Origin of the sequence: Metapseudomonas phytobenefica (genome assembly GCF_043392685.1) — a bacterium.
Classification (GTDB): Bacteria; Pseudomonadota; Gammaproteobacteria; order Pseudomonadales; family Pseudomonadaceae; genus Metapseudomonas.
The window spans coordinates 23,303-42,820 of the sequence record NZ_JBHZGM010000033.1 but is presented as its reverse complement, the minus strand read 5'-3'; the positions used below and the strand labels follow the sequence as shown (position 1 = coordinate 42,820).

Sequence of the window (19,518 nt, the reverse complement as noted above, 5' to 3'; positions counted from 1 at the left end):
CGTGGCATTGACGATTCTCGGCCTTTCCGGCGCCCTCAGCCATGATCCTTCCGCCGCGCTCTACATCGACGGCAAGCTGATCGCGGCCGCCGAAGAAGAGCGCTTCGTGCGCGACAAGCACGCGAAGAATCGCATGCCCTACGAGTCGGCCAAGTTCTGCCTGGAACAGGCCGGCATCAAACCGTCCGACGTCGATGTGGTGGCCATTCCCTTCGCCCCCATCAGCCTGTTCGGCAAGGCCCGCTGGCACTACGCCAAGCGTTACTGGTACGCCCCGGACCGCGCCCTCGACGCCATCCTCATGGGCAACCGTCGCTACAAGCGCTATCGCAAGAAGATCGTCTGGTGCCTGGAGCAACTGGGCTTCGACACCAGGAAGGTGAAGATCGAGCCGGTGGAGCACCACCTGGCTCACGCCTCCAGCGCCTACCACTGCTCCGGCTTCAAGGAGAAGACCGCGATCCTCGGTATCGACGGCAAGGGCGAGTACGCCACCACCTTCTTCGGCTGGGGCGAGAACGGCAAGATCCACAAGATCAAGGAGTTCTACGATCCGGACTCCCTTGGCGGCCTCTATGGCGCGATCACCGAGTACCTGGGCTTCGAGATGCTCGATGGCGAGTTCAAGGTCATGGGCATGGCGCCTTATGGCGATGCCGCCAAGTACGACTTCTCGCGTCTGGCCAAGTTCGAGAACGGCGAGCTGATCATCAATACCGATTACGCCAACGTCATCGGTTTCCGCCGCTACAAGGAAAACGGCAAGGGCTACTACTTCTCGCCCAAGCTGATCGAGTGGCTGGGCCCGAAACGCCAGGGCGACATCGCCGACGATCCCTACATCCACTACGCCGCCAGCATGCAGGCCCTGTTCGAGAAGCTGGCGCTGGAGATGATGGACTACTACCTCGGCGACATCATTCGCGAGACCGGCAAGATCGCCTTCGCCGGCGGCTGCGCACTGAACGTCAAGCTGAACCAGAAGATCATCGCCCGCCCGGAAGTGAAGGAGCTGTTCGTCCAGCCCGCGTCCGGCGATGCCGGCACTGCCGTGGGTGCCGCCGCCTACGTGTCGGTGAAGCGTGGCGTGCCGGTGGAGAAGATGGAGCATGTCTACCTCGGCCCGTCCTTCTCCAACGAAGACGTGATCGCGGCCTGCGCCAAGCACCCGCAGAAACCGGTGTTCAAACGCATCGACAACACCCCGCAGCGCATCGCGAAAATCATGGTCGACGGCAACCCCGTGGCCTGGTTCCAGGGCCGCATGGAGTTCGGTCCGCGCGCCCTCGGCGGCCGTTCCATCATCGGCTGCCCGAGCGTGGCCGGCGTGGCCGACCGCATCAACGAGCAGATCAAGTTCCGCGAACGCTGGCGCCCCTTCTGCCCGTCGATGCTGGACACCGTCGCGCCGCAGATGCTCAAGGTCGATCACCCGTCGCCCTTCATGACCTTCACCTTCGAAGTCAACGAAGAGTGGAAGACCCGCGTGGCCGAAGTGGTGCACGAGGACGGCACTTCCCGCGCCCAGGTGCTGGAGCGCCGCCACAATCCGCGCTGGTACGACCTGATGAAGGAGCTGGAAGTCCTCACCGGCAACGGCGTTTCGCTGAACACCTCGCTCAACCGCCGTGGCGAACCGATGATCTGCTCGCCCACCGACGCGCTGAACATGTTCTACGGCTCGGACCTGCAGTACCTGATCATGGAAGACATCCTCGTCGTCAAGGAAGGCAAGGACTGGTATGACAATGTCGGCTAAGCCGCTGCTTAGCGTCATCATTCCTACCTACAACTACGCGGGCGTGCTCCCGCGCGCGGTCGAGTCGGTGCTGTCCCAGGCCACCCCTGAAGTCGAACTTTGGGTCGTGGACGACGGCTCCACCGACGACACCCCGGCGGTCTTCACCGCCCTGCGCCAGCGTCATGGCGCCGCCTTCCAGGGCGTGCGCCAGGCCAATGCCGGTCCATCGGCGGCCCGCAACAATGGTGTGCAACTGGCCCAGGGGCGCTACGTGCTACTGCTGGATGCCGATGACGAGCTGGTTCCCGGCGTACTTCCGGAACTTTGCGAACGTCTGCGGCAACGGCCCGACGTCGGCCTCTGGCTGGCCGGCCATGTGGCGGTGCAGCCCGATGGCCGCGAGCGCGCGCACCCCGCCAGCGCCGTACCCGGCGACGCGCTCCAGCGCCTCAAGGGCTACCTGCTGGACAAGCGGATTGCCCTCAGCCACGGCGCCTGCGTCTTCCTTCGCGAGTTGCTGCTGGAACGGCCTTATCCGGAACACCTGCGCCACAGCGAGGACATTCCGGTCTTCGCCTACTGCCTGACCCAGCGCCAGGTGGTGGTGCTCGATTCCATGCTGGCGCGCATCCACAAGCATCCCGGCAGCCTGCGGCATAACGCCGACGCCGCACGCAAGGTGGGCTTGGCGCTGGTGGATGAAGTCTTCCGCAAACTCCCCGCCAGCCTGCAATCGCTGAAGCCCGCCTATCGCGCCCAGCGCTGCCTGTCGCTGTTCCGCACCTGCCTGCTCGCTGGCGACCAGGACAGCGCCCGTGGCTACTACCGCGAGGCCTTGCGAACCGACTGGCGAGTGCTTTTCAAGCTGTCGTACAGCCGCAAGGCCCTGCGTTTGTGGCTGAACCCCAAGAAGAACCCGGTATGAGCCAGCGCCGTATCAAGGTTCTGCAACTGCAGAACTACTACAACGTCAATGCGTCGGACCTTGCCGAGCAGATCATCCAGGCCCTGCCGACCGACCGCTATGAAGTGACCACCGCCTTCCTGCGCGGACGGCCCGGCTCCGGCGAGCCGGTGAGCAAGGCCGAGCGTTCGATCTACTTCGGCTACAGCAAGTCGGCGGTCAGCGGCCTGCGCCTGCGCGCCCTGTGGTCGCTCTACAAGCATTGCCGGGTCGAAGGCTACGACGCGGTGATCGCTCATCGCTTCAAGCCGGTGAATATGCTGATGCTGCTGAATCGCTGGCTGGGCATCCGCGCCTGCATTGGCGTCGCCCACGGCTTCGGCGAGTACGACCGCTCGTTCCGCTGCTGGGTCGCCCGCCAATTGCTGACGCCGGCCTGGCGCCTGGTCGGGGTCTCCCGCGCCGTGCGGGACTACCTTGTCGGCGCTGGCGCTGGCTTTACCCCGGCCAATACCCGGCAGATCAACAACGCCATCGACATCGCCCGCGCCGAAAGCTTGCAGCATCCGCGCGACAAGTCGCGGGACATGCTCGGCCTGCCGCCGGATGCCTTCGTGTTCGGTGCCATCGGTCGCCTGGTGCCGGTCAAGGGACATATTCACTTGCTGCGGGCCTTCGCGGAAATCAAGGATGAGCGCCCCGATGCGCTGCTGGCCATTATCGGCGAGGGGCGGGCGCGACCCGAGCTGGAAGCGGCGATCGCCGAGCTTGGGCTCGAGGGCCGGGCTCTGTTGCTGGGGGCCAAGGATGATGCGCTGCAATATGTGCGCGCCTTCGACGCTTTCGTCATGCCCTCCCTGAGTGAAGGCCTGCCTCTGGCGCTGCTGGAAGGCATGAGCGGTCACCTTTCCGTCATCGGCTCGGATATCCCCAGCCTCAAGCCGATCCTCGAAGACTGCGGCGGCCGTATCGCACCGGCTGGCCAGCATGCCGTGTTGGCCGGGCACTTGCGCGATGTGTTGGCGCTGTCCGCCGAGGAGCGAGCCGCCGAGGGCGAGCGCGCCTACCAGTACCTCTGCCGCGCCCATTCGATCGATGATTTCCGCCGCCAGTACCGCGAGTTGCTGGTGGAACTGCTGGAAGGTAAACCCAATGAGTGATTCAAAGGATCTGCCGCTGGTCAGCGTGATCATTTCCTCCTACAACCACGCCGACTACGTCGAAGCCGCCATCGAGAGCGTACTGGCCCAGACCTACCCGAATGTCGAGCTTCTGGTGGTGGACGACGGCTCCCGTGACGACAGCGTTGCGCGCATCCGCAAGCTCCAGGAGAAGCACGGCTTCGATTTCCTCGCCCAGGCAAACAAGGGGCTGTCGCGCACCCTCAACGAGACGATCGCCCGCGCGAAAGGCAGTCTGATCGCGCCGTTCGGTTCGGACGACATCATGCGCCCCGAGCGACTCGCGCTGCAGGTCGCCCGTATGCAGGGCAGGCCGGAAGTGGGCATCTGCGCCGGCAATGTCGAGACCATCGACGAGGCCGGTCGTGTGAGGCCCAAGCAGAAGCTGCGCCCGGCGCGCCGGCTCGACTTCGATGACATCTTCCTCGACCGCAAGCCGGGGGCGCCCGCGCCCACCATGTTGTTCCGCCGTGAAGCCATCGAGGCGGTGGGGGGCTACGATCCGGAGATTCGTCTCGAAGACCTGCTGATGAAGCTGAAGATCACCCGCGCCGGCTACGTGATCGACATCATGGACGAGGTGCTGGCCCAGTACCGGACCCACGAGCACAACACTTACAAGAACCTGCGCTTCATGATCGACAACGTGCTGAAGACCTACGCCATCTTCAGCGATCATCCGGCTTACGGTGAGGTTTGCGCGCGCTTCATCAATTCGATGCTGCTCAAGTGCGCCCGTGATGACAAGCCGCTGGCCCGGGAACTGTTCGGCCAGTTGCCCTGGCGTTACTGGAATCTCAAGACCCTGCGCGCCGTCGGCCGCTACCTCCAGCCCGCACGAAAGCCCCGCGACTGATCAGTCGGGCAGGGGCCCCAGCACCTTCGCCGGCACCCCGCCAGCGATCACGTTGGCCGGGATGTCCCGGTTCACCAGCGAACCATTGGCGATGACGCTGTTGTCGCCGATGGTGACGCCCTTCAGCACCGTGACATTGGCGCCGATGAATACGTTGTTGCCGATGTCCACGTCCTTGCCTTCATGCTGGCCCGAGCTGCGCAGATGGGGTTCCAGCCGATGGAAGTCGGAGTCGTAGGCCGAGAAGCCGTGGCCGATGAGGGTGTTGTCGCCGATGCTGATGCTGTTGCGTTCGGCGATCAGCACCGCGTTGTTGTTGATGTGGCAGCCTTGGCCGATGCGGACCCGCGCCCCAGGTTCCCGCGCCTCGATATGGGCGTAGCCGTTGAGGAAGAAGGGGGAAGGCCAGACGCCGATGCTGGACTTGCCGATGAGGATTTCCCCCTGGCCGCAGAAGAGCGCGGGTTGCTTGAGGCGTCCGCGCATCTCCCGAGGAGTGTTTTCCGAGAGCAGGCGGTAGTGGAGGACGCGGATCCGCTGCACGGCCTTGAACAGATAGAGGCTGAGTCCCTTGCGCCAGCCGTGCTTGCGGATCTTCTTCATGGACGCCGGTTCAGGGGCGGGCCTGGTTGACGGCTTCGATCACGCGGTCCACCTGCTCGGGACTCATGCCCGGGTCCATGGGCAGGCTGAGGACCTCTTCGTGGATCCGCTCGGTGATCGGCAGCTCGATATGGTTGAGCTCCGAGTAGGCCTTCTGCTTATGGGGCGCGATCGGGTAGTGGATCATGGTCTGCACGCCGGCCTTGTCCAGCTGCTTCTGCAGCTGGTCGCGCTGTTGGCTGCGGATCACGAACAGGTGCCAGACGTGCTCTTCCTCGCGCTGCCAGTCCGGCAGGCGGATGGCGGCGTTGTCGATCTCGTCCAGGTAGCGGCGGGCGATCCGGCGGCGTTGCGCGGTCTGCTCGTCCAGGTGCTTGAGCTTCACCCGCAGCATGGCTGCCTGGATCTCGTCCAGGCGGCTGTTGAGGCCCTGGTAGAGGTTGCGGTACTTCACGTGGGAGCCGTAATTGCGCAGCGCCTGGAGCGTTTCCGCCAGCTCATCGTCGGAGGTAGTGACGGCGCCGGCGTCGCCGAGGGCGCCGAGGTTCTTGCCGGGATAGAAGCTGAAGCCCGCGGCGTTGCCCCAGTTGCCGGCCTTGCGCCCGTCCAGGCTGGCGCCGTGGCCTTGGGCGGCATCCTCGAGCACCAGCAGGTCGTGCTGTTCGGCGATCTTCATCAGCTCTGGCATATCCGCCAGGCGGCCGTAGAGGTGCACCGGCAGGATCGCGCGGGTGCGTCTGGTGAGCGCGGCGCGCACCGAGCGGGGCGACAGGTTGAAGCTGGTGTCGTCGGGCTCCACCAGTACCGGGACCAGGCCGTTCTCGGTGATCGCCAGCAAGGTCGCGATGTAGGTGTTGGCCGGGACTATGATCTCGTCCCCTTCGCGCAGGCGGTCGAGCTCGATCCAGGCGCGCAGGGTCAGGGTCAGGGCGTCGAGGCCGTTGGCCACGCCGATGCAGTGGCGGGAGCCGCAGTAGGCTGCGTACTCCTGCTCGAAGGCGCGCAGTTCACTGCCGGAGATGTACCAGCCGGAGTCGATGACGCGGGCGCAGGCCTCCAGCAATTCGTCGCGGAGTTCGGCGTTGATGCCCTTAAGGTCGAGGAATGGAATCATGATCGTCCAGGAAGCGCAGGATGCGCGCAGGATTGCCGACAACTACTGCACGGGCGGGGACATCCCTGGTCACCACCGCACCGGCGCCCACCATGGCGTATTCGCCGATGGTCACGCCCGGCAGCACCGTTGCATTGGCGCCGATGGAGGCGCCGCGTTCGAGGCGGATTTGCAGGAAGCGTTCTGGGTAGACCTTCGAGCGCGGCATGGGGTCATTGGCGAATGTGGCATTGGGGCCGATGAACACGTCGTCGGCGACCCGCATGCCATCCCAGAGGAAGACCCCCGATTTGAGGGTGACCCGGTCGCCGATCTCCACATCGTTCTCGATGAGGGTGTGCGCACAGATGTTGCAATTGGCGCCGATGCGGGCGCCCGCCAGGATCACCGCGTACTGCCAGACGCGGGTGCCGTGGCCGATGCTGGTGCTGTGCACCTCCGCCAGTTCATGGACCTGCGGCATTTTCCACCTCGGCGAGGAACTGCTCGTAGTCGCGGATGTAGTCCGCTTCGTCATAGTGCTCGCTGGCCAGCACCATCAGCACGCAGTCGGGGGAGAACTCGAACATTTCGTGCCAGACCATGCGTTCGATGCGCAGCCCCTGGTGCGGCGAGGAGAGGCGCAGGGTTTCCTTGCGTCGGCCGTCGTCCAGCAGGATGCTGCAGCTGCCGTTCAGGCAGATGGCGATCTGCTCCAGTTCGTGGTGGGCGTGGAAACCGCGCCGGAGATCGCCGCTCAGGCCATAGAGGTAATAGACGCGGCGTATTTCGAAAGGCACGTCCAGGCCGCCCTCGACGACTGCCAGTGTTCCTCTGGGGTCGGAAAAGGTGCGGAAGTCGATCAGCTTGATCAGGCTCATGATGTCTTCGACGAATCTTGGGGGGAGTTGCGGCGTTGCACGCCAATGGCGCTTTCCAGGGTTTTCGCGGCAACGGTCCCGGCGCTTTCGGCGTAGCCACGGAGCAGGTCGGCCACGTGGCGGTGCGCCAGCCACTGGGCATCCTGCTGGTAGCGGAGCATGTGGCGTACGTTGCGCTTGCGTTTCCAGCGAGGTAATGGGCGACCGCTTATATGCATATCAGACAGATCGATCAGTCCGAATCGGCCATCCGGTAATTGCAATACATTGCCCAGATGCAGCGAGCGAAAATATACGCCTTTGCTGTGTAAATCGCCCAGAAATCTCCCGAATTTTTCCACCGAACTCGCCCGCTGCTGCTCGGGAACCTGTTGCCAATGGTTGCGCAAGGTTTCGCCGGGTAATGGCTGATAGAGCACACCGCTGAGTTGGCGTTCAGGAATGCTCAGCACCTCGATCACATCAGGGGCCCGTATTTCCAGGCGATTCAGGCGTTCCGCGTTGCGCGCGAAGGTTGTGGCCGGAGGCTGCCAGAGTGCGGACGAAAGCAGTCGCTTGCGCCGATAGAGCTTGAGGAAGTTGCCGTCGGACAGGCGCGCGACTTTCAGTCCAAGACCGTCTTCTTCGATGGTCTGGGCGCCGAGCAGAAGTGCATCGAGCTGCGCCTCGTTCAGAGTCTTCATCGCTTATCCAGGGCTCGTTGACTGATGGACAAGGCGGCGACCAGCGCAAGCGGGATCCAGATCAGGAACCAGCTTTCGTTCGGCCGCGAGAGGAAACTGCTGCCTTCCGTGAGGCCTGCGCCGATGCCGTAGACGAGCATTGCCGATGCGACTGTGAAGCCCTTGTGCTGGCGCTGGCTGAAACAACGCCAGATGCCGAAGCCGTACATCATCAGCCAGAGCAGCAGCCCGACCAGCCCCAGCTCCAGCAATACGGCGAGTTCGACGTTGTGTGGGTCGCTCATGCTTATGCCGAGACCCTTCGCATGGAAAGTGAAGCGGCTGTCAAAGCCATGGCCGAACCAGGGATGTTGCATCGCCTGGCTGAACGCATCGCTCCAGAGTTGTGGACGGAACGATACTCCACGTTTCAACAGCAGCTCCGGGAATGCGAAGAAGCTGGCAGCCATGAGGACCACGCCCGCCGCCATGAGGTAGACCGCCCGGCGCGGCGTCATGATCAGCATCCAGACGCTCACCAGGGCGAGCGCCAGCAAGGGTGTGCGGGAGCCCGTTGCCATCAGTGCGATCAGGAGCGGCACGCAGAGCAGGATCGGAATCCAGTCACGCTGGATGTCCCGGGTCAGCCAGACGGCTATCCAGTAAGCGCAGAACATGCCGAATACGTGAGAGGTCAGCAGCGGGTTGCGCAGCGCCCCGATACCGATCAGGCGCCAGCCCGGCGGAGGCTTCATGAGATAGAAAGCCAGACTGACCAGCGCGGCCACGGTCGCCAGCGCAGCGCCCGCCTTCAGCGCCTTGAGCAGCAATTCCCGGTCTTCCAGGGCGATCAGGGTGCAGCTGGCAAAGAGCATGAAAACGTACAGCGGGCGTTTGGCCAGTCCCCCCGGATCATCTTCGGTTCCCGACCAGGTCAGGCTGAGCAGGAGCCAGGCGGAAAGGGCCAGGAAGGCCAGCAGCATCGGCTCGCGGACCAGATCGCCCAGCCGGCGCGGGTTGTACACCAGCGCCAGCAATGCGGGGAAAGCCATCAGGCCGTAGAAGACCTTGGTGTAGAGACTGCTGTTGGCCAGCCAGAACAGTCCGGTGAGCAAGGCCAGGTAACCCAGCACCAACCAGCGACGTACGACGAATTGGGAAATGGAAGGCGCTGCGAGCCTGGAAAGCATGGGGATGGATTGCACTGTCTGGACCGGTAATACGCTGCAAAAGGCTGGCATCTTAGCATCCGCGGCGAGGGGGCGGCTGCGCTGTGATAAGCTTTGCAACCTTTCGCCAACGTCGACGCGTGAGCGCATGTCCGATCAGCATCCTGAAGTTTCCCGGCCCTCCAGCCTCAAGATCTACTTTCGTCTGCTGGGCTACGTCCGCCCCTATATCTGGATGTTCCTGGTCAGCATCATCGGTTACATCATCTTCGCCTCCACCCAGCCGATGCTGGCGGGCATCCTCAAATATTTCGTGGATGGCCTGAGCAATCCGGACGCCGTGCTGTTCCCGGGCGTTCCCTACCTGCAGGACATGAAATTGCTGCAGGCGGTTCCATTGCTGATCATCCTGATCGCCGCGTGGCAGGGGCTGGGGTCGTATCTGGGCAACTACTTCCTGGCCAAGGTTTCCCTCGGACTGGTGCACGACCTGCGCCTGGCCCTGTTCGACAGTCTGCTCACCCTGCCGAACCGCTATTTCGACAACCACAACTCGGGACATCTGATCTCGCGCATCACCTTCAACGTGACCATGGTCACCGGCGCGGCGACCGATGCCATCAAGGTGGTGATCCGCGAAGGGCTCACCGTGGTCTTCCTGTTCGGCTACCTGCTGTGGATGAACTGGAAGCTGACCCTGGTGATGGTCGCCATCCTGCCGCTGATCGCCCTGATGGTGAGCAGCGCCAGCAAGAAATTCCGCAAACAGAGCAAGAAGATCCAGGTGGCGATGGGCGACGTGACCCATGTGGCCTCCGAAACCATCCAGGGCTATCGCGTGGTACGCAGCTTTGGCGGCGAGCCGTACGAATCCGGCCGCTTCAGGAAAGCCAGCGAAGAAAACACCCGCAAGCAGCTGCGGATGACCAAGACCTCCGCCGTCTACACCCCGATGCTGCAACTGGTGATCTACGCCGGCATGGCAGCCCTGATGTTCCTCGTGCTTTTCCTGCGTGGTGATGCGAGTGCTGGCGATCTGGTGGCGTACATCACTGCCGCCGGCTTGCTGCCGAAACCGATCCGCCAGCTCTCCGAAGTCAGTTCCACCGTGCAGCGCGGCGTCGCCGGTGCAGAAAGCATCTTCGAGCAACTCGACGAAGAGACCGAGGTGGATCGTGGCACCGTGGAGCGTGAGCGGGTCGGTGGCCGCCTGGAAGTCCGCAACCTCAGCTTCCAGTATCCCGGCACCGACAAGCCGGTCCTGCAGGACATCAGCTTCGAGGCTGCCCCCGGCCAGATGGTCGCCCTGGTGGGGCGTTCGGGCAGTGGCAAGTCAACCCTGGCCAACCTCATTCCGCGTTTCTACCACCATGAGCAGGGGCAGATCCTGCTGGATGGCGTCGATATCGAGGAATACCGCCTGCGCAACCTGCGTCGCCATATCGCCCTGGTGACCCAGCAGGTGACCCTGTTCAATGACTCGGTGGCCAACAACATCGCCTACGGCGATCTCGCCGGTGCGCCGCGCGAGGACGTCGAGCGGGCTGCCGAGGCGGCCTACGCCAAGGAGTTCGTCGACAAGCTGCCGCAAGGTTTCGACACCGAGGTCGGCGAAAACGGCGTGCTGCTCTCCGGCGGCCAGCGCCAGCGCCTGGCGATCGCCCGCGCGTTGCTGAAAAATGCGCCGGTGCTGGTGCTGGACGAGGCCACCTCGGCCCTGGATACCGAGTCCGAACGGCACATCCAGGCTGCGCTGGACCGCGTGATGGATGGCCGTACCACACTGGTCATCGCCCACCGCCTTTCCACCATCGAGAAGGCGGACCTGATCCTGGTCATGGATCAGGGGCGCATCGTCGAGCGCGGCAGCCATGCCGAGCTACTGGCCATGAACGGCTACTACGCCCGTCTGCATGCCAATCAGTTCGCCGAGGAGACCCAGCCGGAGGCGAGCTGAGCCGGCGGCAACCAGATAACAGGGAAGGGCCGGGCGGTTGCCTGGCAGGGTAAGGTTTTGCTTAACAGATTCAGGTTTTACCGGGAGCGTGGATGGGAGCCGGTCGATGCCGGCACCTATCGACGCGTGTGGGACCGCTTTGGCGGCAGTGTCATCACCCACCCGCAGGTCGTCGAGCGCTTGTCGGCGCTGGCCGGAATTCCGCTGCGCTACCTCGGATTCCGGGTGGGCGATGAACTCAGGGCCGCGATTCCCACCTGGGGGCGGAGCCTGGCGCTTTCCCGGCGCGAGCTGAAGCGCAGGGGAATGCGCAACCTCTTCGACCTGGGCAATGCCGAAGTCATCCTGCCCGCTGCGCCAGGCTCCGGCATCAGGTTGCGCCATCAAGCAGCCTACCTCTCCGAGCTTAACCGCTCCGCGTTCAGCGGCCTGCGTGCCCAGGGCGAGCAACTGGCCATGGCGCGGGCGCCCGAAGAGCTGTCGAAGAAGTTCCGCTACAACCAGCGCCGAGAGCTTCGCCTCTTCGAGGAGGCCGGCGGCGTGGTGCAACCCGTGGCGGACTTCGCCCCCGCCGAGCTGGCCGCCATCTATAGCGAATTGTTCGAACGGCGCTGGGGCTTCGAGGTGCCGGGCAAGGCCAACCTGACCGAGGTGTTCGGCCTGTTGCGCGAGTTTCTCGGGGGGTGCCTGCTCCTGCTCGATGGTGTCCCCGTCGCCGTTCAGGTGCTGTACAGGGTCGAGTCGCCAGACTGGATCAGTTACGAGTACGTCAATGGCGGCGTCGATCCTCGAGCGCATCACCTCAGTCCGGGAAGCGTCCTGAGCTTCATCAACACCCAGGCAGCCTGGGCAGACGCGCGGGCCGGGGGCAAGGCACTGCGTTACTCCTTCGGGCGGGCGGACCGCGAATACAAGGATCGCTGGTGCAACCGGATCGCTGCATATCGGGTGTAAGTGAATGGAAACACGCAAGCAGCAATTGCTGCGCCGACACCGGCGCAGCAAGCGCATATTCATGGTCGTGGCATTGCTGGTTCTGGCGGCGCTGGACTGGTTCGGCAATTGGAACAGCCTGCCGGTGTTGCTGGTGCTGGCCTGGATCGCCCACGAGGCCTGGTTCGCCGACCACCTCTTCTATTCGCCCAGGCAGGACTATCGCTACGACTTCCCCGGTTCCGTGCCCGGTGTTCCGGGTGTTATCCACAATCGGGCGCTGCAGCTGGAGCCAAGCCAGCTGCCGGCCCGCGCCGACACCCTGGTGCTCGCCATTGAAATCCGCAGCTCCTGGCTGGGGCGCTGGCTGGACCCCCACGTACTGATTGACGATGGCCGATTTGTGGATCGCCAGGACTTCGAGCGTGGCGTGCGGGGCCTGCGTTACCTCAATCTGTCCGGTCTGTTGCCGGCCTTGCGCGAGGGGCGGCTGCGTCTGCGCGGTCGTTTCTGTCATCTGCGGCCCGAGGTGCGGCTGTATGCCTTCGACAACCCGGACTATGCGGCGCGGCGCGTGATGATCGTCGCTCCCCACGCCGATGACGCCGAGCTGGCGGCCTTCGGCTTTTACAGCCGCTGTGCCGAGGTCAGTATCGTCACGCTCACCCAGGGCGAGATCGAGGCGCACAACTACCGTCGGATGGGCCTCGACAAGGCCTCCGCGGCGCGCCTGAAAGGGCGTCTGCGCAGCTGGAGCAGCCTGGCGGTACCCCTGTGGGGCGGCGTGCCGGCCAATCGCTGCGTGCAGCTGGGGTACTACTGCTTGCAGCTGGCGGCGATGGCGGCGGAGCCGGGAAAGGCCTTCGCCTCCCGGGAGTCGGGTGATTGCGATATCCGCAGCGTGCGACGCTTCAATCCGCTGGCACTGCCGGGTGACCGGGACGGGGTGCCGAGCTGGAGCAACCTGGTGGGCGATCTGTCCGCCCTGCTCAAGCACTTCCGCCCTGAAGTGCTGGTGGTGCCGCACCCCGAGCTGGACCCACATCCGGACCACATTCACGCCAGCCGCGCCCTGGGCGAGGCCATCGCGCGCAGCGGCTGGAAGCCCGAGGTGCAGTTGCTCTACGCCAATCACCTCTACGACAACGACCGCTGGCCCATGGGGCCGGCCGGCAACGGCATCGCCCTGCCGCCGCGCCTGGAACCGCTGCCGGCGGATGGCTTGTGGAGCCCGGTGCTGGGGGCCGGCGCGCGCATGGACAAGGCCCAGGCCCTGGCCATGCAGCACGATCTGCAGACACCCCTGCCGCTCAGGAAGCGTCTGCGTCGGGTGATCCAGTGGCTGCTCGCCGGGCGGCGCTGGCCGGAGGTCGGCCAGGATGACTTCTTCCGCAAGGCGGTGCGCCGCCACGAGCTGTTCTGGGTGCGCCCTGCGTCGGATCGGGTGGGTCAGTCCGACTGACCTGCTATGGTATGATCCGCGCCGATTTTGACGTCCGGAGACTCCATGAAGCTGTCCATGCCCCGATTCGATCAGGCCCCCGTTCTGGTGGTGGGCGACGTCATGCTTGACCGCTACTGGCATGGCGGCACTTCGCGCATTTCGCCCGAAGCGCCGGTGCCCGTGGTCAAGGTGGAGCAGATCGAGGACCGTCCCGGTGGCGCCGCCAACGTCGCGCTGAACATCGCCGCCCTCGGGGCGCCGGCCATGCTGGTGGGGATCACCGGCATCGACGAAGCCGCCGACAGCCTGACCGACAGCCTCAACGCCGCGGGCGTGGATGTGCATTTCCAGCGCCTTGCCGAGCAGCCGACCATCGTCAAGCTGCGCGTCATGAGCCGCCACCAGCAATTGCTGCGCATGGACTTCGAAGAAGCCTTCGAGACCAATGCCGAGGCGCTGGCCGCTGAAGTCGAGCGCCTGCTGCCCCAGGCCCGGGTGCTGGTGCTGTCCGACTACGGCAAGGGCGCGCTGAAGAACCACCAGGCGCTGATCCAGGCCGCTCGCCGCCGCGGCGTTCCGGTGTTGGCCGACCCCAAGGGCAAGGATTTCAGCATCTATCGCGGTGCCAGCCTGATCACGCCGAACCTTAGCGAATTCGAAGCCATCGTCGGCCGTTGTGCCGACGAGGCCGATCTGGTCACCAAGGGCGCCGGCCTTATGCAGGAGCTGGAACTGGGCTCCCTGCTGGTTACCCGTGGCGAACACGGCATGACCCTGCTGCGTCCCGGCCATCCCCCGCTGCACCTGCCTGCCCGCGCCCGTGAAGTGTTCGATGTCACCGGCGCCGGCGACACCGTGATTTCCACCCTGGCCGCCGCCCTGGCTGCAGGCGAAGAACTGCCGCAGGCCGTGGCCCTGGCCAACCTCGCCGCCGGCATCGTGGTCGGCAAGCTCGGTACCGCGGCCATCAGCGCCCCGGAACTGCGCCGTGCCGTACAGCGCGAGCAGGGCTCCGAGCGCGGTGTGCTGAGCCTCGACCAGCTGCTGCTGGCCATCGAGGATGCCCGCGCCCATGGCGAGAAGATCGTCTTCACCAACGGCTGCTTCGATATCCTCCATGCTGGCCACGTGACCTACCTGGAACAGGCCCGTGCCCAGGGCGACCGCCTGGTGCTGGCAGTCAATGACGACGCCTCGGTAAGCCGTCTCAAGGGGCCTGGCCGCCCGATCAACAGCGTTGACCGCCGCATGGCCGTCCTGGCGGGCCTCGGTGCCGTGGACTGGGTGGTGAGCTTCGCTGAGGACACTCCGGAGCGCTTGCTGAGCCAGGTCAAACCCGACGTGCTGGTCAAGGGCGGCGACTACGGCATCGACCAGGTGGTCGGCGCCGACATCGTCCGTGCCTATGGCGGTGAAGTGCGGGTGCTGGGGCTGGTGGAGAACAGCTCCACCACTGCCATCGTCAACAAGATCCTGGATAGATCCTGAGCCCGCCCCAATGTTCGAGAAGCTTTATCTCTACCTGCGCAATCTCGCCTACAAGAACCGTTTCAAGATCAAGTCTGGCAACCGCCTGGAGCTCCCCGTCAGCGCCCAGCGGCAGATGAAGAAGATCACGGTCAAGCTTGGTGGGCGAAACAATCGCCTGGTGGTGGGGGAGGGCGTCCAGCTTACCCATTGCGAGATCCGCCTCGATGGCCACGACAACCTGATCGAGATCGGTCCGCGCGTGCGCTTCAGCTCGGGCAAGATCTACCTGCGCAACACCAGCGGCCAGCACATCCGCATCGGCGAAGATACTACGGTGGAAGGCGCCTACCTGCTGGTGGACGAAGCCTCCAGCATCGATATCGGCCGCGACTGCATGCTGTCCACCGATATCCTGATCCGTACCGGCGACAAGCATTCCATCCTCGATGCGCAGACCGGCCAGCGACTGAATCCGTCCCGCGATGTACGCATCGGCGACCGTGTGTGGATCGGCCGCGACGTACAGGTCCTCAAGGGCACCGTGCTGCACTCGGAGTCCGTGGTGGGCGCCTGTTCAGTGGTCAGTCGTGCCTTCGACGAAGGCAACTGCGTGGTGGCCGGAGTACCCGCGCGCGTGGTCAAGCAGGGGATTCGCTGGGACCGCGCGTTGCTCTGATCCCGCACGACTGACGGCGCTACCAGTCGCTCACCTCATCCCCGCTCATAGGTGCCCTTGCCGGCGGCTAGTGCCATCCCGGTTACCTTGTCCTGCCGGGCAGGGTCAGGTAGCCCGGCGCGGGGTCAGAGCGTGGTCGCTGCTGGCAGGTTCCCTGGGTAGCGGCACTGCTCGCCCGACCGCTGGCGCTGTGCGAGTTGCTCCCGGGCGATTGCCGCGAGTTTGTCGTACTGTCCGGCATTCGCCGCACGGTAGCGGTCGCGGGCTTCGCGAATAAGCCCGAGATGCCGGTCCAGACCATCGCTCGAGAGGGCGACGCCGAACTGGCCGTCCTCGCCCCGCAGGCCGCTGAAGAGCTGTTCGAGTACCAGGTCACCCAGGCGCTCGTGGTAGTGGGAGGAATCCAGGTACCAGCGCATTTCCACACGGGCCGCGGTGGGTACGGGCTCTTCGCTGTAGCGGTGGTAGCCGCTGAAATCCACGACCTGGAGCAGGGCCTTGTCCGGGGCCTCGAGGTTGACCGCCTCGGTGGCGGCCACCACGTCACGCTTCCATTGTTCGAAGGCGGGCCAGAGCTGGGTGGCGTCCAGGGTTTCCAGCAGTCGAGCATGGATCGGCGAGATGAAGATCTTCAGCTCCACCCCGGCGTCGCGCGCCATGCGCAGCATGTCCTGGTAGCGCTCAAGGGTGCTGTCGCCGCTGCGCCCGTAGCCGAAGCGATTGTCCCGGCAGGCTGTCCAGGTGCTGTGGGAGAAGCCTTCCTCGAAGCGCACGAAGGCGCCTTCGTAGCCATCCTCCATCAGCTTGAGCAGCTCGCGGGCGTTGCTGCGCTGGCCGTCTGGATGGAACTCATCGTCGATGGGCTTCTGCTTGCGCAGGGTGCGGATGCTCGCGCGGCTCATTGCCGGACTGAACAGAGTCAGGCGCAGTTGCTCGAGGCGACGCTCGGCCAGGCTGATGGGGCCATCCTGCGGGCCGGCGAGCAGCTGCGGATAGCTGTAGCTGCCCGGTTTGCCGGCGCCGAACATGAAGAAGTCGATGCCCAGCACCACACTGCGCGGCCGGGCGGTGCGGATGGCATGAGCGAGGCTGTCGCGCAGCTCGCCGATGCTGGCGCCGCTGAGGGCTCCGTTGAAGCTGGCGCCGGGGTGGGCCGCCGCCCAGCTGGGGTTGCCGGGGCGCAGACCGAGTTCGGCGCGGGACGAGCCCAGCACCAGGCGCTGGGGTTCGGTCCACTCGACCTGGATCGGCTTGGCGATCCGGGTGTAGTCGCTGTAGGTGTTCTTGAACGCGTTGACCCCCTGGATGCGCGCCAGGCCGAACAGGTTCAGTGGGTCGGCGAAGAGCACCAGCAGTGTATTGCCGGCCAGCAGGAGCGCGCTGAGCAACAGCAGTGTACGGGTATAGGAGCGCATCCGGACCTCAGAACTGGAAATAGATGAATTCGCTGACCTGGCTCATGTAGAGCACGCCCATCAGTCCCAGCGAGGCAATGGTCATGGCCCAGCGACGAGTCGGGTTCCAGCGCAGGCGACCCTGGTAGCGCTCGGGGCGCGAGTACTCGTCCAGCGCCGGGCCGATACGGGAGAACACCTGGGCGGTGTTGGGCAGGCAGGTGGCGATCAGCAGCAGGGTGACGACCCAGTTCAGGGTGTCCTTGCCCACTAGGCGGGTGGCGTAGAGGCTCACGTCGACCGACAGGCCCAGGCTGCGGAGTTTTTCGGCGAGGCCCGCGCTATCGGGGTGCAGGCTGATCCCGTTGAACCCTGCCATGCCCTGCAGTACCGCCCAGGCCGCGTCGAAGCTGGTGGCGCGGAAGAACACCCAGGCCACCATCACGCTGAGGAAGGTCAAGAGGTAGGCCAGCGGGGTGAAGCCGATGCGCCACGCGGCGAAGCGTTGCAACGGCGCGGTCAGGCGCTCCCAGGACCGGTGGATGACCAGGTAGGCACCATGCAGGCCGCCCCAGACCACGAAGGTCCAGGCGGCGCCATGCCAGAGGCCTCCCAGCAACATGGTGATCATCAGGTTGAGCAGGCGCCGGGCTTCTCCGCTGCGGTTGCCGCCCAGGGGGATGTACAGGTAGTCCCGCAGGAAGCGCGACAGGGTGATATGCCAGCGCCGCCAGAACTCGGAGATGTTGCGGGCGCGGTAGGGGGAGAAGAAGTTCAGCGGCAGGACCACGCCGAACATCCGGGCCAGGCCGATGGCCATGTCCGAATAGCCGGAGAAGTCGAAATACAGCTGCAGGCTGTAGGCCAGTGAGCCACCCCAGGCTTCCAGCAGGGTCAGGGTGGCGCCATTGGCGGCGGCGTCGAACACCGGGTTGGCGTGGGCCGCCGCGCCGTCGGCCAGCACGGTCTTCTTGAACAGGCCGACCAGGAAGATGCTGAGACCGATACCCAGGTTGCTCGAGACCTTCTGCAGGTTCTCCAGCCTGACGAACTGCGGGATCAGTTCGCGATGGTGAACGATGGGGCCGGCCAGCAATTGAGGGAAAAAGGTCACGAATAGGCAGAAGTGCAGCAGGTTGTACTCGTGGGTCTTGCCCTTGTAGGCATCCACGAGGAAGGCGATCTTCTGGAAGGTGATGAAGGAAATGCCCAGTGGCAGAACGATGTGCAGCAGGTTGAAGTCGCTGCCGCTGAGGCTGTTGAAGGTACCGATGAAGAAGTCGCAGTACTTGAAGTAACCGAGGACGCCGAGGTTGCCGGCGATGCCGAAGACCAGCAGGGGCTTGCGCCATTCCTGCTGACGGCTGATCAGTCGGCCCAGCAGGAAGTTGCTCAGCATCGAGGCGACGAGCAGCGAGATGTACACCGGGTTCCACCAGCCGTAGAAAAACAGGGAGCAGAGCACCAGCCAGGTCAGTGCCGGTTCCAGCAGGCGGCGGTTGATCAGGGTGTAGTAGCCCAGCAGGCAGATGGGCAGGAAAAGGAATACGAAGATGTAGGAGTTGAACAGCATCAGGGCGTCCATGCGAACCGGGGCGCATGGATTCTAATGATTTTTTTACATTTGATGTCAGGTGGCTAGCAGGCCATTCGGCTGTTTTTCCTGCCGTGAGGGGGCAGCCGGTTGATCCAGTCCCGCCAGCGCACGCGCTCCTCGTGTACCAGCCAGCCATCCTGCTCGGCGAAACTCTCCGAAAGCCAGACGCCACGGGTGCTGGCGGCCTTGAACTCGCCGTTGCGCAGGGTCAGCAGTTCGCCGGTGGGCAGGCCCTGATGCAGCGGTAGCAGGTAGATATCGGGCCGGCGCCGTTCCAGGCAGGCCACCAGCTGGCCGTCCTGCAGGACTTCATCCACGTGGAACAGGCTGATCTGGTGGCAATCCTTCGGCAGCTCCAGACGCAGGTCGTAGACCAGTTGCAGGGAAGCGGTGGGCAGGTGCACATAGGCCTCGGGGCGCTCCAGCAGCGTCAGCTTGCCGTTGCTCACCGGGCGTGCGGCGCCGGACAGCGGGCTGAGACGGAAATGGTGGGTTTCGCGATAGCGCAGTTGCCGCTGGTAGGGGGTTGGCAGCCAGGTGTCGCCGAAACGCCCGGCGAGCCAGCCTTCCGGCGTCTCGATCAGGCATTCCTCGGCGACTTCCTGAATGGCGGTGAGCAACGGCAGGTTCAGCTCGTGGGCGGGTACGTAGCCGGAGATCAGCTTGAGCACGGTATCGCCGCGATCCTGCCGGCGCTGGCGCACCAGCAGCCAGTAGTCGCGCCCCTGCAGCGCCAGGGTCAGCCGCACCGACACGCCGAGGTTCGCCAGTTCCACCGCGAAGCGCTGGTTGTCGTTCACCCGGACGGGGCGGCGTCTTTCCAGCATCTGGGTGAAGTTCAGCGGCAGCCCCAGGCTCTGGTAGCTGAGGGCGTCGGCGCTGGCTTCGACATGCAGCGGGAGGGTCTTGAACGCACTGGGATCCTTGCGGGCGAGGATTCGCGGCATGTCGGCTCCT

General features: G+C 64.7%; 18 protein-coding genes. 9 read left to right on the top strand and 9 right to left on the bottom strand.

The genetic code is table 11. The features are described from left to right. The first annotated feature begins 1 nt into the window (after position 1). The 4 genes from ACFW0B_RS21545 to ACFW0B_RS21530 are packed head-to-tail and all read left to right on the top strand — an operon-like array spanning position 2 to position 4,682. On the top strand, positions 2 to 1,759 hold the full coding sequence (locus tag ACFW0B_RS21545; RefSeq protein ID WP_449151010.1) for a carbamoyltransferase family protein: 1,758 nt from the start codon (positions 2 to 4) through the stop codon (positions 1,757 to 1,759). Further along, positions 1,749 to 2,666, top strand: coding sequence for a glycosyltransferase family 2 protein (locus tag ACFW0B_RS21540; protein ID WP_449151009.1), 918 nt, complete (start codon positions 1,749 to 1,751; stop codon positions 2,664 to 2,666). The genes ACFW0B_RS21545 and ACFW0B_RS21540 overlap by 11 nt, the downstream gene beginning before the upstream one ends. Next, on the top strand, positions 2,663 to 3,805 hold the full coding sequence (locus tag ACFW0B_RS21535; RefSeq protein WP_449151008.1) for a glycosyltransferase: 1,143 nt from the start codon (positions 2,663 to 2,665) through the stop codon (positions 3,803 to 3,805). Before ACFW0B_RS21540 ends, ACFW0B_RS21535 begins: the two co-directional genes overlap by 4 nt. Continuing rightward, positions 3,798 to 4,682, top strand: a complete 885-nt coding sequence (locus tag ACFW0B_RS21530) for a glycosyltransferase (protein ID WP_449151007.1) — start codon at positions 3,798 to 3,800, stop codon at positions 4,680 to 4,682. Before ACFW0B_RS21535 ends, ACFW0B_RS21530 begins: the two co-directional genes overlap by 8 nt. Here the strand turns inward: ACFW0B_RS21530 and ACFW0B_RS21525 are convergent, their stop codons facing one another. The 6 genes from ACFW0B_RS21525 to ACFW0B_RS21500 are packed head-to-tail and all read right to left on the bottom strand — an operon-like array spanning position 4,683 to position 9,240. Beyond that, positions 4,683 to 5,285, bottom strand: coding sequence for an acyltransferase (locus ACFW0B_RS21525; RefSeq protein ID WP_449151006.1), 603 nt, complete (start codon positions 5,283 to 5,285; stop codon positions 4,683 to 4,685). It lies immediately after the preceding gene. Positions 5,286 to 5,295: 10 nt separating this feature from the next. Continuing rightward, entirely contained in the window at positions 5,296 to 6,399 is a 1,104-nt protein-coding gene (locus ACFW0B_RS21520; protein ID WP_449151005.1) for a DegT/DnrJ/EryC1/StrS family aminotransferase, read from the bottom strand. Further along, the gene (locus ACFW0B_RS21515) at positions 6,377 to 6,862 is read right to left on the bottom strand and encodes an acyltransferase (protein WP_449151004.1); all 486 of its coding nucleotides are present in this window, start codon (positions 6,860 to 6,862) and stop codon (positions 6,377 to 6,379) included. The genes ACFW0B_RS21520 and ACFW0B_RS21515 overlap by 23 nt, the downstream gene beginning before the upstream one ends. After that, the gene (locus tag ACFW0B_RS21510) at positions 6,846 to 7,259 is read right to left on the bottom strand and encodes a sugar 3,4-ketoisomerase (RefSeq protein ID WP_449151002.1); all 414 of its coding nucleotides are present in this window, start codon (positions 7,257 to 7,259) and stop codon (positions 6,846 to 6,848) included. Before ACFW0B_RS21510 ends, ACFW0B_RS21515 begins: the two co-directional genes overlap by 17 nt. Continuing rightward, complete coding sequence (locus tag ACFW0B_RS21505; protein WP_449151001.1) at positions 7,256 to 7,942, bottom strand: lipopolysaccharide kinase InaA family protein; 687 nt, start codon at positions 7,940 to 7,942, stop codon at positions 7,256 to 7,258. The genes ACFW0B_RS21510 and ACFW0B_RS21505 overlap by 4 nt, the downstream gene beginning before the upstream one ends. Next, the gene (locus ACFW0B_RS21500; RefSeq protein ID WP_449151000.1) at positions 7,939 to 9,240 is read right to left on the bottom strand and encodes an O-antigen ligase family protein; all 1,302 of its coding nucleotides are present in this window, start codon (positions 9,238 to 9,240) and stop codon (positions 7,939 to 7,941) included. Before ACFW0B_RS21500 ends, ACFW0B_RS21505 begins: the two co-directional genes overlap by 4 nt. On the opposite strand from ACFW0B_RS21500, the gene msbA reads away from it, so the two are divergent. The 5 genes from msbA to ACFW0B_RS21475 are packed head-to-tail and all read left to right on the top strand — an operon-like array spanning position 9,239 to position 15,570. Further along, positions 9,239 to 11,047 carry a lipid A export permease/ATP-binding protein MsbA gene (gene msbA / locus ACFW0B_RS21495; RefSeq protein WP_449150998.1) on the top strand — a complete coding sequence of 603 codons (1,809 nt, stop codon included), beginning with the start codon at positions 9,239 to 9,241 and terminating at the stop codon, positions 11,045 to 11,047. The two genes, ACFW0B_RS21500 and msbA, sit on opposite strands and share 2 nt — an antisense overlap. A gap of 57 nt (positions 11,048 to 11,104) precedes the next feature. Further along, complete coding sequence (locus ACFW0B_RS21490; RefSeq protein ID WP_449150997.1) at positions 11,105 to 12,001, top strand: GNAT family N-acetyltransferase; 897 nt, start codon at positions 11,105 to 11,107, stop codon at positions 11,999 to 12,001. A 4-nt stretch (positions 12,002 to 12,005) separates the two neighbouring features. After that, on the top strand, positions 12,006 to 13,442 hold the full coding sequence (locus tag ACFW0B_RS21485) for a PIG-L deacetylase family protein (RefSeq protein ID WP_449150996.1): 1,437 nt from the start codon (positions 12,006 to 12,008) through the stop codon (positions 13,440 to 13,442). A 45-nt stretch (positions 13,443 to 13,487) separates the two neighbouring features. After that, positions 13,488 to 14,912, top strand: coding sequence for a bifunctional D-glycero-beta-D-manno-heptose-7-phosphate kinase/D-glycero-beta-D-manno-heptose 1-phosphate adenylyltransferase HldE (hldE, locus tag ACFW0B_RS21480; RefSeq protein WP_449150995.1), 1,425 nt, complete (start codon positions 13,488 to 13,490; stop codon positions 14,910 to 14,912). A gap of 10 nt (positions 14,913 to 14,922) precedes the next feature. Beyond that, a complete protein-coding gene (locus ACFW0B_RS21475; RefSeq protein ID WP_449150994.1) occupies positions 14,923 to 15,570 on the top strand; it encodes an acyltransferase in 648 nt (215 codons plus the stop codon). Positions 15,571 to 15,695: 125 nt separating this feature from the next. On the opposite strand, the gene ACFW0B_RS21470 is transcribed toward ACFW0B_RS21475, so the two are convergent. The 3 genes from ACFW0B_RS21470 to ACFW0B_RS21460 all read right to left on the bottom strand — a co-directional run bounded on the left by ACFW0B_RS21470 (position 15,696) and on the right by ACFW0B_RS21460 (position 19,508). Then, the gene (locus ACFW0B_RS21470; RefSeq protein WP_449150993.1) at positions 15,696 to 16,985 is read right to left on the bottom strand and encodes a hypothetical protein; all 1,290 of its coding nucleotides are present in this window, start codon (positions 16,983 to 16,985) and stop codon (positions 15,696 to 15,698) included. A gap of 7 nt (positions 16,986 to 16,992) precedes the next feature. Continuing rightward, entirely contained in the window at positions 16,993 to 18,537 is a 1,545-nt protein-coding gene (locus tag ACFW0B_RS21465; protein WP_449150992.1) for an MBOAT family O-acyltransferase, read from the bottom strand. 65 nt (positions 18,538 to 18,602) lie between these two features. Then, the gene (locus ACFW0B_RS21460) at positions 18,603 to 19,508 is read right to left on the bottom strand and encodes a metal ABC transporter ATPase (protein WP_449150991.1); all 906 of its coding nucleotides are present in this window, start codon (positions 19,506 to 19,508) and stop codon (positions 18,603 to 18,605) included. Positions 19,509 to 19,518 lie beyond the last annotated feature (10 nt).

Excerpts from the sequence above, each read along its gene's own strand:
- ACFW0B_RS21460 (WP_449150991.1), bottom strand. The coding sequence starts at position 19,508 with ATGCCGCGAATCCTCGCCCGCAAGGATCCCAGTGCGTTCAAGACCCTC.
- ACFW0B_RS21515 (WP_449151004.1), bottom strand. The coding sequence starts at position 6,862 with ATGCCGCAGGTCCATGAACTGGCGGAGGTGCACAGCACCAGCATCGGC.
- ACFW0B_RS21475 (WP_449150994.1), top strand. The coding sequence starts at position 14,923 with ATGTTCGAGAAGCTTTATCTCTACCTGCGCAATCTCGCCTACAAGAAC.
- msbA (WP_449150998.1), top strand. The coding sequence starts at position 9,239 with ATGTCCGATCAGCATCCTGAAGTTTCCCGGCCCTCCAGCCTCAAGATC.
- ACFW0B_RS21500 (WP_449151000.1), bottom strand. The coding sequence starts at position 9,240 with ATGCGCTCACGCGTCGACGTTGGCGAAAGGTTGCAAAGCTTATCACAG.
- hldE (WP_449150995.1), top strand. The coding sequence starts at position 13,488 with ATGAAGCTGTCCATGCCCCGATTCGATCAGGCCCCCGTTCTGGTGGTG.
- ACFW0B_RS21525 (WP_449151006.1), bottom strand. The coding sequence starts at position 5,285 with ATGAAGAAGATCCGCAAGCACGGCTGGCGCAAGGGACTCAGCCTCTAT.
- ACFW0B_RS21505 (WP_449151001.1), bottom strand. The coding sequence starts at position 7,942 with ATGAAGACTCTGAACGAGGCGCAGCTCGATGCACTTCTGCTCGGCGCC.
- ACFW0B_RS21485 (WP_449150996.1), top strand. The coding sequence starts at position 12,006 with ATGGAAACACGCAAGCAGCAATTGCTGCGCCGACACCGGCGCAGCAAG.
- ACFW0B_RS21470 (WP_449150993.1), bottom strand. The coding sequence starts at position 16,985 with ATGCGCTCCTATACCCGTACACTGCTGTTGCTCAGCGCGCTCCTGCTG.
- ACFW0B_RS21540 (WP_449151009.1), top strand. The coding sequence starts at position 1,749 with ATGTCGGCTAAGCCGCTGCTTAGCGTCATCATTCCTACCTACAACTAC.
- ACFW0B_RS21465 (WP_449150992.1), bottom strand. The coding sequence starts at position 18,537 with ATGCTGTTCAACTCCTACATCTTCGTATTCCTTTTCCTGCCCATCTGC.
- ACFW0B_RS21535 (WP_449151008.1), top strand. The coding sequence starts at position 2,663 with ATGAGCCAGCGCCGTATCAAGGTTCTGCAACTGCAGAACTACTACAAC.
- ACFW0B_RS21510 (WP_449151002.1), bottom strand. The coding sequence starts at position 7,259 with ATGAGCCTGATCAAGCTGATCGACTTCCGCACCTTTTCCGACCCCAGA.
- ACFW0B_RS21520 (WP_449151005.1), bottom strand. The coding sequence starts at position 6,399 with ATGATTCCATTCCTCGACCTTAAGGGCATCAACGCCGAACTCCGCGAC.
- ACFW0B_RS21530 (WP_449151007.1), top strand. The coding sequence starts at position 3,798 with ATGAGTGATTCAAAGGATCTGCCGCTGGTCAGCGTGATCATTTCCTCC.